The sequence below is a fragment of the Mycobacterium sp. 29Ha genome (assembly GCF_032883055.1).
GTDB classification, from domain to species: domain Bacteria; phylum Actinomycetota; class Actinomycetes; order Mycobacteriales; family Mycobacteriaceae; genus Mycobacterium; species Mycobacterium gallinarum.
Genome location: NZ_JAMQTI010000003.1, coordinates 11,877 through 27,057 on the forward strand (window position 1 = coordinate 11,877; position 15,181 = coordinate 27,057).

Below are 15,181 nucleotides of genomic sequence, written 5' to 3' on the forward strand. Positions count from 1 at the left end.
GACCGGGCTCACCTGGCGCCGGGCTCAGATCGGTCGGCGCAGTTGTCGTTCACGCTGCGGCATGGGCCTGCGCCCATGCGTTGTAACCGCCGATCAGATCACTAACGCGTCCGAATCCGTCGGCCCGCATCAGTGAGGCGGCCACACTGGAACGCCAGCCGCCGGCGCAATGCACCACGATCGGCTTGTCACCGGAAATGTGCGCCAGCTGGGTGCGCAGTTGCGCCAGCGGGATGTGCACCGCGCCGGGTATCGTCCCGACTTCGCGTTCGCCGGGATTGCGGATGTCGATCACCGTCACCGCATTCTCGGCCCGCAGCCGGTCGAGCTCAGCGACGCCGATCCGCGATGCTGATCGAACAAGATCGGCCAGTTCGGCGGGAAAAGCACCACCTTCGTCGACGGTCAGAAAGCCGATCACGTTGTCGGAGCCGATCCGTGCCAGCCGCAGGGCCGCCGCCTGTTCCTCACCGGGATAGGTAATCAGTGCGAGTTTCTCGCCCACATCGGCGACCATACCGCCGGTCTCGGCGAAGCGGCCGTCGAAACCGACGTTGACCGATCCACTGAGGTGACCCTCTGCGAAGTCGTCCACCGTCCGGGCATCCACGACGCGGATACCGGCCTCCAGCGCGGACCGCAACTGGGCCGCGGTCAGTTCGGGGATGTTGCGGTGCTGATCCAGCAGTGGATGCACGCGTTTGTTCATCGCGGCGTCGACCGAGAAATATGCGGGCGCCGCCGGCTGGCCGTGGGTGATCAGCTCCACGAATTCGGCCTCGGTCATCGGCTGCACCGACGGGTTGGTACGCCGCTGCACGCCGATGGTTGAGGTGAGTTCAGCAGACAGGTTCTTGCCGCACGACGACCCGGCGCCGTGCGCCGGCATCACCGTGACGTGATCGGGCAGCCTTAGCAGCGTGTCGTGGATGGTTCGGTACATCGCCCGAGCCAGGTCGGTAGTCGAGCCATCACCAAGATTGGCCAGATCCGGACGGCCCACAGCGCCGATGAACAGCGCATCACCGGTCAGCACCGCGACAGGGTTGGCTCCGCGATGCTCACGCACGACCACGCTGATCGATTCCCAGGTGTGGCCCGGTGTGGACAGGATCTCCAGGTTCACCTCGCCGAGTGAGAGGTGTTCTCCATCGGCCAGCCGGCGGATCGGGTAATCGGTGCGGGCGGCTGCGCCGAAGCCGATCCACGCCCCGGTCGCCTGCACCAGTTCCAGGTGACCGGAGACGAAGTCGGCGTGAAAGTGGGTATTGATCACGCCTTCGATACTCAACCCGTGCTTGGCGGCGTCGTCGAGGTATTCGGTGATGTCGCGGCGCGGGTCCACAACCACTGCGCGCCCACTGGTTTCGTCGCCAACCAGATACGACGCGTGCGACAAGCACTCGATGTAGTACTGCTCAAGAATCATTCGTCCGTCCTCCTATGTCCCGCGGATACGCAGAAACCTTTGCGGCCTGAGCCGATACCCCTGGCGCATTCCGGTGTCATCCGATGTATACCCTGGGGGGTATCAGCTACTATAGCGCGCATACCCCCAGAGGTATTCCCGGCACGGTGCGGTTCCGCCCCGGCCACGACAGACAGGACGACACGAGATGTTGAATAAGGCCAGGGTCGAATCTGCCGCGATGCGGTCGACATGATGGCGTTGACCGTCGCCTTGGCCGTGTTGGTCGGGTTGTCGCTGGGGCTGCTGGGCGGGGGCGGCTCGATCCTGACGGTCCCGCTGCTGGCCTATGTCGGGGGGCTGGACACCAAGCAGGCGATCGCAAGTTCGCTTCTGGTGGTCGGGGTCACCAGCGCGGTCGGCGCGATCGCCCATGGGCGGGCCGGGCGGGTGCGGTGGGGCGTCACGCTGCCATTCGGCGCGGCGGCCATGACCGGGGCCTTGGGCGGCGGCGTGGTAGCCCGCTTCATCCCCGGGACCGCGCTGTTGATCTCACTCGCGGTGATCATGATCGCCGCCGGGGGTGCGATGCTTCGCGGCCGCAGGAACACCAATGCTTGCGACGAGGTCCGGCGCGTGCCCTTGGTCAAGATGGCCGTGTTGGGTGTCGCCGTCGGCGGGGTCAGCGGGCTGGTCGGGGCGGGTGGCGGCTTCCTGCTGGTGCCCGCGCTGGCCGTGCTGGCCGGTCTACCGATGGCCGCCGCGGTCGGCACCTCGCTGGTGGTCATCGCGATGCAGTCCTTCGCCGGTCTCACGGGCCATCTGGCCAGCGGACACGTCGACTGGCCTTTGGCCGCTATGGTCACCGCCGCCGCCGTTGTGGGCGCTCTGATCGGCGCACGCCTTTCCGGCGCGGTCGATGCCGACGCGTTGCGCACGCTCTTCGGCTGGTTCGTTCTGCTGATGGCGTCGGTGATCCTCGCGCAGGAGACAACCCCGGCCGTCGGAGCCGCGTCCGCAGCGCTGATCATGATCGGCGTCGGCACGTATGTCACCTGCCGTCGAACCGCCTACTGCCCGCTGCGGCGGCTCATCCCTCGCGTGCAGCCAGCGGCCGCGGCCTGACCCGGTGAGTGCACCGGGAAGAATACCCCCACGGGTAATGTTGACCTGCTTGAAACCGCAGAAGGGAAACCGCGATGGTTGGCGACGAAGACAGCATTGCCGCAGTACTGAATCGGCTGCGGCGGGCTCAGGGACAGCTCGCCGGAGTGATCTCGATGATCGAGCAGGGACGCGACTGCAAAGACGTCGTCACCCAACTCGCCGCCGTCTCACGGGCCCTCGACCGGGCGGGTTTCAAGATCGTTGCGACCGGTCTGCGTGAATGCATCACCGGAGACAGCACCGAGGGTGTCAAGCCGATGACCGAAGCCGAACTGGAGAAGTTGTTCCTCGCGCTCGCATGACCAGTCACTGTCGGCGCAATGATGCTGAACGCCTTCGGCACAAGCCGTCGCGCGTGCGTTCGTTCGAATTTCGCGTTGCGGCGTTCAGCGGAAACTCGTCAGCCTCAGGTGAATTCGACCGCGTCCTGACGTCGACCAGTACCAGGATCGGATTGCGACTGCGGCAGCGCGGTTGCCACCTGCCTCGTCCGAAAGCACCCCTGTAACCGCCTTGGTGTCGCGGGTCGCGACGCGTACCCCTGCAACCACGCGGCGATGCTGGCGCTCGCGCTGCGCCAACGAGATCGTCGTGAAGCTCTCGGCCAGGTTGTCCGCCTCATCGTCGCCGCGCCGGGATCGTTGAGCGGACGGTATCCGATGGGCAATACCGGCAGGGTCGCTACAGGCTTTATGCTGATGGCGATACCCGACGACCGCGCCTCTCTCGTGGGCGATGACCGGACACGATCACGATGGCAGTCATGGAGTCGAACCGCGGCGCTCTGCCCGCGCCGTCCGTCGCTGCCGCGGTAGCGTTGACGGCCGGGACATTAGGCGTGGGCTATTGGGCGCTCGGGCTGGCGACAATGCTCATCTTCACCGCCGGGTTCGTCGGAGGCTTGCTCCTGTGGCTGGCGTGGCCGAATGGCGGTAGCTGGGCCGACATTCGCGCGCCCTACTGGATCGCGTTGGCATTGTTCGTGATTCACCGCGTCGAAGAGAAGCAGATGGAGTTTTTCGCCTTCCTGGCGACGGTCACGGGCGTGCCTACTCCCCCGGTGACCTCGGTGCCGGTGGTCCTGCTGGTCGTCGTTTCGGCCGGCGCCTGGCTGCTGGTGCCGGTCCTCATGCACCGCAGGCGGCCGATCGGCCGTTATCTCGCGTGGACGTTTTTCACCTCGATGGGTTTGACCGAGTTGGCGCACTTCCTGATCTTCCCGTGGCTCGACCCCGCCGGGGCCGGCTACGTGCCGGGAATGTGGAGCGTAGTCGCGCTGGCTCCGGTCGCCTGGTGGGGGATGTGGCGTCTCGCTCGAGCACCATCCATCACCTAGGGCGACGGCGGAGACGCTCTAGGGCACGGGCGCTGCTTCGGCGTCGGTTCGAGGTGTTCGCGAGAGGGTCGCGGCCGAAGATCTACGGTTTTCCTACGTATATAGTCGGAGGAGAGATGCACATCCTCACGTCCGTTCCGGCGCGCCGCTACGGTACGTGGCCGCCCCAGCGAAGAACAGACACTCTCTGGAAGAAGGACGTACTCAGATGGCACCCATCACACGCATTCTGCTGACCGCGTTTGCCGTCATCACCGTGATAATCGGGGCCGGCGTCTACCTCTCGGTCCAAGAAAAGGACACGCCCGCCGCGGCGCAGGCCGAGGGCGGCGAGGTAGGTCAGCTGGTTCGAGATAACAGTCGCCGCCTCAATACCGCGCCGAACAGTGATGTCACCCTCGTCGAGTTTCTCGACTTCGAATGCGAGGCATGTCGCGCGGCATTCCCGATGGTCGAGCAGGCGCGATCCGAGTACGGGGACCGTGTCAACTTCGTCATCCGCTACTTCCCTATTCAGTCCCATTTCAACGCCGAGCGGGCGGCGCGTGCGGTCGAGTCAGCCGCCCAGCAGGGCAAGTTCGAGCCGATGTACAAGAAGATGTATGAAACCCAGAGTCAATGGGGCGAACAGCGGACTCCGGCCGACTCCACGTTCCGCGGCTTCGCAACCGAACTGGGACTCGACATGGCCGCGTTCGACGCCGCCTACAACGACCCCGCCACGCTCGACCGTGTCAACGTGGACGTCGCCGACGGTGAGGCCCTCGGTGTCCAGGGCACCCCGACTTTCTTCCTCAACGGCGAACGCGTGGAGTTCAGGAGCTACGAAGACTTGTCAACGGCGGTTGAAAAGGCCCTGAAGGAGTAGCCGAGATGGGATGGGTCGTTATGTCGCCGTTGTGCGCGTACGTGGCCAGACCGTAGTCGCTGCCGCTGCTTTCCGCCGCATAGTGTGCGACGCGCTCGTCAACTTCACGCGTCAGTGGCCGACGCCAGTGCGTCTCTCGTTCGCAAGCGACCGGTACGCTGCGCGGTCAGGATGGCGATGACCGTCAGCATCGCCAAAGCACCACCGACTGAGACGATGACACCTCCAGTTCTTTGGTCACTGAGAAGGTTCGTATGCCAATTCAGCTTCAACGAACGATAGAAGGCACCGCCGAGGACACCCTGCATGCTCACCACCACGATGCCTGCGAACACGAACTGTGACAGCGCAAACAACGTCAATGCAACTCGACACCCCTTGGGCATCAGCCGCGGCACCGGCTCCCCGCCGCTGACGACAGCGAAAAACAGTGTGCCGCTGAACAGGAAGTAGCCGATCGTCGCCATGTGCGCTGCGTGTTCGCTAGTTGCGATGTCGAAGACGCCAGCAATGCATAACCCGTAGACGCCCATCACGAGTATCGCCAGTGCCGTCCACGGTTGGGTGAGGAGGCGCGTCATCGGTGAGTCCAACGCGCCCTGAACCCATTCGCGTGGCCCGGGGGCAGCCCCGGGTTCGGCTGCTCTCAGCGCCGTTAGTGCCAGCGTCACAGGCGCGCCCTGGACGAGCAGCGCCGGCACCACGATGGTGAGCAGCAGTTGAACGATGGCGTGCATGCTGTACATCGCCGCCATGTACATGCCAAGTCCCGACGAGGTAGCGAATAGCATTGTGACGCAACCGATCAACCACGATGTGGTGCGTCGCTTCGACCACGGGTCACCCCGGCGGGCCAGCCGGTACACTCCAGCGAGATAGATGCAGGCCATGACAACCGCTGCTGTACCGAAAATCAGGTCGAACCGCCATTCGGTAAACAATCCTGAAATCGTCGGCGCTTCGGGAAGGTCGAATCCGAGGGCAACTTCAGCCGGTGAGGGTTCGCTCGTCGCGGGCGGCGGCGGAGTGCGACCAAGCCCGACCGCGACGCCGACGGCGATGCCGAACAGGAGAGCTTCGCCGAGCGCGAGCCGCAGAAGCGGTCGACGTGAAGTCGGATCAAGCTGCAGCGCACGGATTGACGATCGCCGTTGGCGCCACCCAATGACACCGAGTCCGACAAGCGCCGCCACCTTCGCCACGAGCAAGAGACCGTAGGTGCTATCCCAGAGGTTCGACACGTCGATCCGGACCGCTGCATTGACCAGTCCGCTGACAGCCATCGCCGCGAAGCATCCAAGCGCCAGACCCGAGAATCGCCGGGCGGCGACGTCGGTGCCACTGCCACCGCGCAGTGCGTGTACGAGCAGCGCGACCAGTCCACCGGCCCACAATGACCCGGCAATCAGATGGATGAGCAGGCTGTTGGTCGCGATATCGTGTGATCCGCCCGTGGAAGAGTGCCCCGTCACTGCGACCGGCACCAACGTCACCAGCCCGCCCACCAATAAGCCGGGTGTCCACGACCACCGCAACACCGTCAGACTCGCCGCGGCGACGACCGCGGCCAGAATCGAGGTGGTGCGCCACGCCGCCGTGGTTTCGACAAGGTCGGCCGCCGACCAAACGTCCAGTGGTGTCAGGTCAGTCAACGGCACCCCCGACACATCGGAGACTGTCAGCGCCACCAACAGCGCAGCGCACACCGCCCACAACGCACAAGCGACAGCGCCGACCCGCACCGCCCGGTACCCGTCAACGTCGAGCACTCCACTGGTTTGTGGCGGCACGAGGAAGGCGGCGAACAAGAAGTGTCCGATCGCCACCATCGCAGCGACCTCGCCGGCGGCACGGAGGAAGGACAGCCCGTAGGTGGTGATCGGCCCTGGATCGCTGAGTCCTGTCACTTCAAGCGCGTCGGCCAGCACGAGGGCACCGATCGCGGCGGCGGTGACGCCCGCCACCAATGCGACACCGAGCAACACTGGCCACACCGTCCGGCGGCGCCCGGCGGCAACGGAAGTCGCCGTCACCTCATGCGCTCCGTCCGCGCGAAAAGCCGGTCCCGCACCGTCATATCGGAAGTGTGGTGTTGCTGACGAACCCATCGCGCACCCACGACACCACCTCATTCCACAATCCGGTCAGCAAGGCGATGCCGACGACGACGAGGAGTACGCCGCCGAAGATTTGAATTCGTCGGGTGTTTCGGCGAAGCCAGCCCAGGGCCCCAACCGCGCGCCCAGATGCGGCCGCTAACAGCACAAACGGGACGCCCAGCCCCAGACAGTAGGCGACTACGAGCAAGACACCACGGAGTACATTCGGCCCCTCGGTGGCAGAGGCCACTGCGATGACACCCGTAAGCGTCGGACCCAAACAAGGGGTCCAGCCGAGCCCGAAGACCGCACCGAGCAGCGGTGCACCCCCGAGCGTTGACAACGACTTCGGCGTGAAACGCGCTTCGCGTTGCAGTGCGGGGATGACACCCATAAACACCAGACCCATCAAGATCGTGATGACGCCACCAAGGCGTTGCAACAACAACCCGTTGCTGATCACCGTCGACGTCAGACCCAAGATCGCGACAGTACCCATCAGGAACACCGCCGTGAAGCCAGCGACGAACAAGCCTGCGGCGCCTGCGACCCGCAGGCGCGCGCTGACTTGCCGCTGGGCACGCGCCTCGTCGTCGACGCCAACAATGGCCGCCAAATAGGACAGATACCCGGGTACGAGCGGAACGACGCAAGGCGATGCAAATGACACCAGCCCCGCCAGCACCGAGACAAGGACGGCTAACAGCACGTGTCCCGACGTGGCGATCTCCGTGAAATTAGTCACGACGTTCCAGACTCTTCATATCCACCTGCCAGAACCTCCACATCTACTACCTAGGTCAGCAGTCATGCTGCTGTACGGGCTGCACCATCATCTACTATGTAACTACGTATCAACTCGGCAGCGTAGACGCCTCAATGCATTGACGGCGACCGGTAAATGGGAGGAGACCTGTATGCGGTGTCCGCCGCTGAGGCCAGTCGTCGCGATGCTGACGTCCCTCTTCGCGGCGATGACGCTCCTGACCGCGATGTCGGCCTCCGCCCAACCGCCGGTACCCGTGCCTGCGCCTGGCGACCCTCTGGCGATCCCCGCACCGACGGCGTCGGACCCGTTCATGCCATCCCTCGGCTCGGCGCCGACAGCTGCAGCAGACCCACCCGCCGGCCAAAATCCGGCACCGTACCTCGGCCCGCCAGTTTTCGCGCCCCCCACGTTCAACCCGGTGAACGGCTCGATCGTTGGCGTGGCCAAACCCATCATCATCAACTTTCAGCGGTCGATCGCCGACCGGCCTCTGGCCGAGCAGGCCGTCCACGTCTCGTCGAACCCCCCGGTTCCCGGCAAGTTCTACTGGATGAGCGCGACCCAACTCAGGTGGCGCCCGATCGACTTCTGGCCCGCCAACACCACGGTCACCATCGACGCGGGTGGAACGAAATCGAGCTTTCGCACCGGTGACGCGTTGGTGGCGACCATCGATAACGCAACCCTCCAAATGGAGGTGATGCGCAACGGCGTGCTCGAAAAGACGATTCCGGTATCTCTGGGAAAGCCGGGCTATGAAACTCCCAACGGCACCTATTACGTGCTTGAGAAGTTCGCCGACATGGTGATGGACTCCTCGACCTACGGCGTGCCCATCGACTCCGCCGAGGGCTACAAGCTCAAAGTGAAGGACGCGGTACGCATCAACAACGCGGGCATCTTCGTTCACGGCGCCCCCTGGTCGGTGGCTGACCAGGGCAAGCGCAATGTCAGCCACGGCTGCCCCAACCTCAGTCCGGCCAACGCCCAGTGGTTCTATGACACCTTCGGCAGCGGCGACCCGGTCGTGGTCAAGAACTCCCTCGGCGTGTACAACGAGAACGACGGCGCGCAGGACTGGCAGATCTGACACGCGCGCAACGGGTCTCGCGTCTCACCGATCCGATGGCCGTGCCCCCTCGTTGTCAGGAGGCGAGGCGGTGTCACCGACGATGCGCTGGGCGAACTGCTGCATGCAGGCCGTCGAACAGAAGCGGTACGACGTGCCCGACTGTGTGATCGTCAATTCAGGGGCGCCCGTTGCGACGTGCATCCGACAGACCGGATCTACATGCTCTTGGTGGTGGGTACCGATGTCGAGGGCAAATGCGTCAATAGGCGATCCGACGTTGCGCAGCGCCAGCGATCCCAACGCGGTCATCGCGGCGAGATCGGCTGCCGAAAGCGCCGACGCGACACCGTCGTTGACGACGATCTGCCCGGCCTGCGCGAGGGTAGCGAGCCTCGCCGCGGTGTTGACTGTCGAACCGAAGACGTCTCCGTTCCGCTTCACCACGGTGCCGGCGGCGACGCCGGCCCGCAGCATTGGAAAGCCGGGAATGAGACCAGTCTCGGCGGTGAGCCGTCGGAGGAAATTCACTGCCGTAGTCGGATTCTCACACACCACCAGCACCGCATCGCCGATGGTCTTGATGAGTTCGTCGACGGGACCGAGAACCTGTGTGGCTGTGGCGGTGAATGTTTCTGCCAGCTGTGCGGCACTGTGATCGCCGTGGGTTTCGGTGAACGCGGTGAATCCAGACATGTCGACGAAGACGACGGCTGCTTCGACGTCGGCGTGCTCGAATCTAGTTGCTGCACCTAACATCATCACGGATCCTGCAGGTGGCTCGCGTCCGACTTGACGCTCGGTTCTGGTGCTCGTACGGGTTCCATCCGCATCCCTAAGAGCCGAAGCGCGTTGGCGACCACGATGAGTGTCGAGCCCTCGTGAATGAGCACGGCAGGGCCGATGCCCAATCCGAGGATCGTCGCCGGAATGAGCACCGCGACGATCCCGAGACTTGCCCATAGATTCTGCTTGATTACCCGTGAGGAGCGGTGACTCAGCCTCACCGCGAACGGCAACGCCCGCAGGTCGTCGGCCATCAGCGCGACGTCAGCGGTTTCCAGGGCAACGTCGGAACCGGCCGCGCCCATCGCGATGCCTACGCTTGCGGCCGCCATTGCGGGCGCGTCGTTGACGCCGTCACCCACCATGCCCACGCGTCCATAACGCTGGCGCAGGGCGGCGATCTCGGCCACCTTGTCCTCAGGCATCAAGTCGCCGCGGGCGTAGGCGACACCGACTTCGCCGGCGACGGCGTCGGCCACCCGCTGGTTGTCTCCCGACAGCATCACAGTGTTCGAGACCCCAATCTCGGCGAGACGGGCGATGACCGTCGACGCCTCCGCCCGAGGAACGTCCATCAACCCGATCGCACCCAGCCAACGCTCGCCTGCGCGGACGAGCATCGTGGTGCGGCCGGCCTGTTCGAGGCGCTCCACCTCGCCCGCCAAATGGTTCGGCGGGTGCTCGGCGGCGTCGGTGAACAGTTCAGTCTTGCCGATGCGGACCTCGACCCCGTCGACGGACGCGACGATGCCGCGGCCTGTCAGGGCTCGGACGTCGGTCGCGCGCGGTACCGTCGCCCCAGCAAGGCGCTCGCGGCCGTCGCGGACGATGGCACGGGCCAGTGGATGATCGCTCTGCTCCTCGACGGCGACGGCGACGGCGAGCAGTTCCACGTCATCGCTGTCCACGCTCGCCACGACGTCGGCGATCCTGGGCCTGCCCTCGGTGAGGGTGCCGGTCTTGTCGAAAGCCAGCACATCGACGCGGCCCAACTCCTCCAGCGCGGCGCCGCCCTTCATCAGGATTCCGGCTCTGGCCGCGCGCGCCACCGCCGACAGAACCGCGCTGGGTGTGGCGATCGCCAGCGCACACGGACTGGCGGCCACCAGGACGGCGAGTGCACGGTACACAGTGGCGCTGAACGGTTCGTCGACGACGAAACCGGCGAACAGCAGTAGGACGACTCCGACGAGGATTGTCGGCACGAAGATGCGCTGGAACCGGTCGGTGAAGCGCTGGGTGGAGGTGGTCTTGGTCTGCGCCTCAGCGACCAACCGGACGACTCGGGCCAGGGTGGAGTCACTCGCGAGCCGGGTCACCTGGATCTCGATGGCGCCGGCGCCGTTAATCGTGCCGGCGAACACCCGCGATGCCGCGTCGATCAGGTCGGGTGACGCCGCAGCTGCCGCCACGTCCGGGACCGGGTTCTTGTCGACGGGAACGCTTTCCCCTGTCACGGGGGCTTGATCGATGCTGCTGGCACCAGCCACGACGAAGCCGTCGGCAGCGAGCCGCATGTTGGGTCGCACGACGACGATATCCCCGATGCGCAGGTCGCCCACCGGTACTTCCACGGTGTCGCCCGTGCCGCCGCGTCGAACCAGGGCTGTCTTCGGAGCGAGCTCGGCGAGCGCCTCGATCGCCCGGCGGGCGCGGCCCATCGCGTAGCCCTCCAGCGCGTGCCCGACGCTGAACAGGAATAGCAGGAGAGCGCCTTCGGCGACTTCACCGAGCGCCGCCGCACCGGCTGCCGACACCAGCATGAGGAAGTCGATCTCGAACCGGCCCTGTCGAACGCTGGCGAAGGCTTCCTGCACGGTGAAGAACGCACCGAAGAAGAAGGCTAGTGAGTAGACGACCAACTCCGCGGAGCGCGGTGTGTCGGCGAAGGTCGCTAGCAACCAACCCACCAGGAGCAGCGTCCCCGCCAGACCCGCAAAGATCAGTTCGGTGCGCTCGCCGAAGATCCCGCCATGCTCGTGGTGGTGCCCGGCGCCGTCCCGGTGTTCGTCATGATGTTCAGCGGCATTCTCTACGCCAGGCACCACAGTCCTGAAGGGTGCGGATTCACTGGCGAGCACATCGACGAGTTCTTGAGCTGTCACTTTCGCGCGCTCGAACTCCACCTCGACCGAGTCTGGAGTGGCCACCGCGCTGACTACCCCCGACACGGCGGCTAGCTGGTGAACCAGCGCTGTTCGCGCCTGCTCATCGACGTAGGTCTCGCTCGTTAACCAGCGCAGATGGCCGAATCGCGAATTGATGGTCTCGGCCGCCTGCCATGCCCGCCGCTGAACGTCGACTGCAGTTGCTGCGGCACCGTCGTAATGCACGCATAGGAGTGGCGTCAGCGTCGCGCCGTCGATGACGTGAGCGTCCTCGATAATCGCGCTATCGACCAATTCATCTGTCAGTCGGTCGGCGCAACGTTCATCGCTACCTGGCATCAGGTCGGTGAGATGGAGCGCCAAAGTTTGGCTCGAAGACGATCCCGAAGCGTCACCGCGCGCCCCACATTCGTCGTTGGACGTCATATATGCGACTATACGCATGTGAGCATATACCTCGTCAACCCCTAACGTTCGGAATCGACCTTTCTGCTTAACCCAAGCCCGCAGCTCGGACAGCAACGCCGGAGAATGCGGCGCTACCTGTCGGAGCCACCTGTGCGATGGCCCCCTGCCGGCGGCGGTTCTGGCGTCGGTAGCAAATATCCGAATCCGTTGGCCTGCATGTCCGCGCGCAGCGACGGGCTGGGTTTGTTCACTTGTAGCCATTTCCTCAACGCATCTGCCTGGCGGTCGCGCGAAGCGTCCGCCACTCCCGCGTCGTCGAGAACGAAGTAGCACAGAGTCGCGTCGCCGAAGGGACCGTCATCGGCGCCTGGGACTGTGCTCACCTGAATGTCGGCCGCCATCACGTGGAGTTCGAGCTGGACAGCTGCTCCACCGTTGTGCGTATCCCATTCGGGCAGCTGCCGTAACCACTCGCAGAACTCAATATGCACGTCGGACGGGACCGGATATCCGCTGCGCGACAATGCGGTGGCAAGCACCAGCATCGCAGTGTATGGCTCACCAGCATGCAACGCCGTGAGCACTGCTTGCCGCTCGGCTTCCGACAGACAGGGGTCGGCCGACTCCCACATCACTTCGGCCAACTCGAAGTCACCGCGCATCGTGTTCACGAGACCTCTCGGCTTGGATTTGTCTTGTCCATTTGGCTTCGGAGCGACACTGAGCCGGACATGTCAAGTGCGGACGTTCTCGTTGTCCAACCGCGTCACGTCGCCGTCGTCCGGCCCGTGCGCGCGACCCACGTGGGCCTCGGTGCGCATGCGATCGACCATGTGCGGATAGTGCAACTCGAACGCGGGCCGCTCCGAACGAATGCGGGGCAGCTCGGTGAAGTTGTGGCGCGGCGGCGGGCAACTGGTCGCCCATTCCAGCGAATTGCCGTAACCCCAGGGATCGTCGACCGTGACCGGCTCTCCGTAGCGCCAGCTCTTGAACACGTTCCACACGAACGGGATCGTCGAGATGCCGAGGATGAACGCGCCGATCGTCGAGATGACGTTGAGCGTCGTGAACCCGTCGGACGGCAGGTAGTCCGCGTAGCGGCGCGGCATGCCCTCGTTACCGAGCCAATGCTGGACCAGGAAGGTGGTGTGGAACCCGATGAAGGTCAGCCAGAAGTGCAGCTTGCCCAGTCGCTCGTCGAGGAGACGGCCGGTCATCTTCGGGAACCAGAAGTAGATGCCCGCATAGGTGGCGAACACGATCGTGCCGAAGAGCACGTAGTGGAAGTGCGCCACCACGAAGTACGAGTCGGTGACCTGGAAGTCCAGCGGCGGGCTGGCCAGCAGCACGCCCGAAAGGCCGCCAAGTAGGAAGGTGACGAGGAAGCCCACCGAGAACAGCATCGGTGTTTCGAATGTCAACTGTCCCTTCCACATCGTGCCTATCCAGTTGAAAAACTTGATACCGGTGGGTACCGCAATCAGGAACGTCATGAACGAAAAGAACGGTAGGAGAACGGCTCCCGTTGCGTACATGTGATGCGCCCACACCGCGACCGAGAGTGCGGCGATCGAGAGCGTCGCGTAGATCAGCGTGGTATAGCCAAAGATCGGCTTTCGGCTGAAGACCGGGAAGATCTCGGACACGATGCCGAAGAACGGCAACGCGATGATGTACACCTCGGGGTGCCCGAAGAACCAGAACAGGTGCTGCCACAACAAGACTCCGCCGTTGGCCGGGTCGTAGACGTGAGCGCCGAGATGCCGGTCGGCCGCCAACGCGAAAAGTGCGGCCGTCAAGATCGGGAACGCGATCAGCACCAGGATCGACGTCACCAGGATGTTCCACGTGAAGATCGGCATCCGGAACATCGTCATACCGGGGGCGCGCATGCAGACCACCGTCGTGATCATGTTGACCGCGCCCAGGATGGTACCCAACCCGCCGACGATAAGACCCATGATCCACAAATCCGCGCCCGCGCCGGGACTACTGATGGCATTCGACAACGGCGTGTAGGCGGTCCACCCGAAATCAGCGGCACCGCCCGGCGTGATAAAGCCGCCCATCGCGATTAGCGCACCGAACAAAAATAACCAGAACGAGAATGCATTGAGCCGCGGGAAGGCGACGTCTGGCGCACCGATCTGCAGCGGCAAAACCAGGTTGGCGAACCCAAAGACGATCGGCGTTGCGTAGAACAGCAACATCACCGTGCCGTGCATGGTGAACAGCTGGTTGTACTGCTCGTTGCTCAGGAACTGCAGACCCGGTATCGCCAGCTCGGTCCTGATGAACAGCGCCATCAACCCGCCAGCAAAAAAGAACACGAAGCATGCGACGACGTACATCATGCCGATCAGCTTGTGATCGGTGGTCGTCACCAGCTTGTAGATCAGGTTGCCTTTTCGTCCCATGCGGGCCGGGAAGGGACGGCGAGCCTCGAGTTCTCCAACGGGCGGCGCTTCGGCGACCAACGAAATTCTCCCGCTACTAGTTAGGTGACGTGATGTGCGATCTACTGATCTACTCAGTAGGTTGATCTACTGAGTAGCCTAGTACTAATCGAGGTAGTTGAACACGCCCTACCGTAGGCCGCACCACCCGGCAAGACGGGTGTCCCGCCGGGGCGGGTGCCGAGTACTCGCACCCGCCCCGGCCCTCCCGGAATTGATCGCTTGCCTAGGGCTGAGGTTTGCCAAGTACTTTGTTACTGCGTATGTAGGTCTTACGTACCACAGCGGTGTTGCGGAGATATGGCTGCTCTCGGCCCCGTATGCGCTCCAGACATACCGGGCGAAGTAGTGATACGTGCGCCAAGCTCCAAGACCGGGCTTGCCGAGTCGAGTGCGATCGGCTAACCTCTCGCCAGCTTCATAACGAACCGGTAACGGTAAGGAACGTCTCGAAATTGGTGGCTCGCCGACGGACCCCGCGACCGAACGCGCCACAGAAACATCTGTGGGCCGCAATCACTGAAATCATCCCTGTCAGTGAGTTCGGCCCGTCCGCGGATTCGACGGTCGATCGCAATCCTTTCACCACCGACCTGGAAGTACTGACCGCACCCGAACTCGACGACGTGAACGACCTGACCGACGAGCGGCCCCTATTGCTACTTGCACCGGTTGTTGAAACACCTGCATCACGGGCCCCGCAA

Annotated in this window: 12 protein-coding genes and 1 pseudogene; 6 read left to right on the plus strand and 7 right to left on the minus strand. The window is 64.1% G+C overall.

Annotated features, from left to right (window positions below; genetic code table 11):
- Positions 1-49 precede the first annotated feature (49 nt).
- Complete coding sequence (locus M1248_RS04725) at positions 50-1,429, minus strand: rhodanese-like domain-containing protein (RefSeq protein ID WP_317147697.1); 1,380 nt, start codon at positions 1,427-1,429, stop codon at positions 50-52.
- A gap of 231 nt (positions 1,430-1,660) precedes the next feature.
- Here M1248_RS04725 and M1248_RS04730 point away from each other — a divergent pair, with 231 nt between their 5' ends.
- From M1248_RS04730 to M1248_RS04750, 5 genes and pseudogenes are all read left to right on the plus strand, one after another.
- Positions 1,661-2,533 carry a sulfite exporter TauE/SafE family protein gene (locus M1248_RS04730; protein ID WP_317147698.1) on the plus strand — a complete coding sequence of 291 codons (873 nt, stop codon included), beginning with the start codon at positions 1,661-1,663 and terminating at the stop codon, positions 2,531-2,533.
- A 74-nt stretch (positions 2,534-2,607) separates the two neighbouring features.
- Positions 2,608-2,877, plus strand: coding sequence for a metal-sensitive transcriptional regulator (locus tag M1248_RS04735; protein WP_317147699.1), 270 nt, complete (start codon positions 2,608-2,610; stop codon positions 2,875-2,877).
- Between the two features lie 234 nt (positions 2,878-3,111).
- Positions 3,112-3,303 (plus strand): annotated as a pseudogene (locus M1248_RS04740) (DUF3703 domain-containing protein); the annotation flags it as partial.
- A 35-nt stretch (positions 3,304-3,338) separates the two neighbouring features.
- Complete coding sequence (locus M1248_RS04745; RefSeq protein WP_317147700.1) at positions 3,339-3,911, plus strand: hypothetical protein; 573 nt, start codon at positions 3,339-3,341, stop codon at positions 3,909-3,911.
- A 208-nt stretch (positions 3,912-4,119) separates the two neighbouring features.
- Positions 4,120-4,779, plus strand: a complete 660-nt coding sequence (locus M1248_RS04750; RefSeq protein WP_317147701.1) for a DsbA family protein — start codon at positions 4,120-4,122, stop codon at positions 4,777-4,779.
- 104 nt (positions 4,780-4,883) lie between these two features.
- Here the strand turns inward: M1248_RS04750 and M1248_RS04755 are convergent, their stop codons facing one another.
- Complete coding sequence (locus M1248_RS04755) at positions 4,884-6,812, minus strand: cytochrome c oxidase assembly protein (RefSeq protein ID WP_317147702.1); 1,929 nt, start codon at positions 6,810-6,812, stop codon at positions 4,884-4,886.
- A 40-nt stretch (positions 6,813-6,852) separates the two neighbouring features.
- Positions 6,853-7,623 (minus strand): cytochrome c biogenesis CcdA family protein, encoded by a 771-nt coding sequence (locus M1248_RS04760; protein ID WP_317147703.1) that lies wholly within the window; start codon positions 7,621-7,623, stop codon positions 6,853-6,855.
- A gap of 172 nt (positions 7,624-7,795) precedes the next feature.
- Here M1248_RS04760 and M1248_RS04765 point away from each other — a divergent pair, with 172 nt between their 5' ends.
- Positions 7,796-8,737, plus strand: coding sequence for a L,D-transpeptidase (locus M1248_RS04765; RefSeq protein ID WP_317147704.1), 942 nt, complete (start codon positions 7,796-7,798; stop codon positions 8,735-8,737).
- Positions 8,738-8,761: 24 nt separating this feature from the next.
- On the opposite strand, the gene M1248_RS04770 is transcribed toward M1248_RS04765, so the two are convergent.
- The 4 genes from M1248_RS04770 to ctaD form a co-directional block, all read right to left on the minus strand.
- On the minus strand, positions 8,762-9,478 hold the full coding sequence (locus tag M1248_RS04770) for an adenylate/guanylate cyclase domain-containing protein (protein ID WP_317147705.1): 717 nt from the start codon (positions 9,476-9,478) through the stop codon (positions 8,762-8,764).
- Positions 9,478-12,036 (minus strand): heavy metal translocating P-type ATPase, encoded by a 2,559-nt coding sequence (locus tag M1248_RS04775; RefSeq protein ID WP_317147706.1) that lies wholly within the window; start codon positions 12,034-12,036, stop codon positions 9,478-9,480. The genes M1248_RS04770 and M1248_RS04775 overlap by 1 nt, the downstream gene beginning before the upstream one ends.
- A 113-nt stretch (positions 12,037-12,149) precedes the next feature.
- Positions 12,150-12,680 (minus strand): hypothetical protein, encoded by a 531-nt coding sequence (locus M1248_RS04780; RefSeq protein WP_317147707.1) that lies wholly within the window; start codon positions 12,678-12,680, stop codon positions 12,150-12,152.
- Between the two features lie 72 nt (positions 12,681-12,752).
- Positions 12,753-14,498: a cytochrome c oxidase subunit I gene (gene ctaD, locus M1248_RS04785; RefSeq protein ID WP_317147708.1), complete on the minus strand. Its 1,746-nt coding sequence runs from the start codon at positions 14,496-14,498 to the stop codon at positions 12,753-12,755.
- Positions 14,499-15,181 lie beyond the last annotated feature (683 nt).

What these genes read in the sequence shown, in the direction of transcription:
- M1248_RS04725 (WP_317147697.1), bottom strand. Translation starts at nt 1,429, where the DNA reads ATGATTCTTGAGCAGTACTACATCGAGTGCTTGTCGCACGCGTCGTAT.
- M1248_RS04730 (WP_317147698.1), top strand. Translation starts at nt 1,661, where the DNA reads ATGATGGCGTTGACCGTCGCCTTGGCCGTGTTGGTCGGGTTGTCGCTG.
- M1248_RS04735 (WP_317147699.1), top strand. Translation starts at nt 2,608, where the DNA reads ATGGTTGGCGACGAAGACAGCATTGCCGCAGTACTGAATCGGCTGCGG.
- M1248_RS04745 (WP_317147700.1), top strand. Translation starts at nt 3,339, where the DNA reads ATGGAGTCGAACCGCGGCGCTCTGCCCGCGCCGTCCGTCGCTGCCGCG.
- M1248_RS04750 (WP_317147701.1), top strand. Translation starts at nt 4,120, where the DNA reads ATGGCACCCATCACACGCATTCTGCTGACCGCGTTTGCCGTCATCACC.
- M1248_RS04765 (WP_317147704.1), top strand. Translation starts at nt 7,796, where the DNA reads ATGCGGTGTCCGCCGCTGAGGCCAGTCGTCGCGATGCTGACGTCCCTC.
- M1248_RS04770 (WP_317147705.1), bottom strand. Translation starts at nt 9,478, where the DNA reads ATGATGTTAGGTGCAGCAACTAGATTCGAGCACGCCGACGTCGAAGCA.
- M1248_RS04775 (WP_317147706.1), bottom strand. Translation starts at nt 12,036, where the DNA reads ATGACGTCCAACGACGAATGTGGGGCGCGCGGTGACGCTTCGGGATCG.
- M1248_RS04780 (WP_317147707.1), bottom strand. Translation starts at nt 12,680, where the DNA reads ATGCGCGGTGACTTCGAGTTGGCCGAAGTGATGTGGGAGTCGGCCGAC.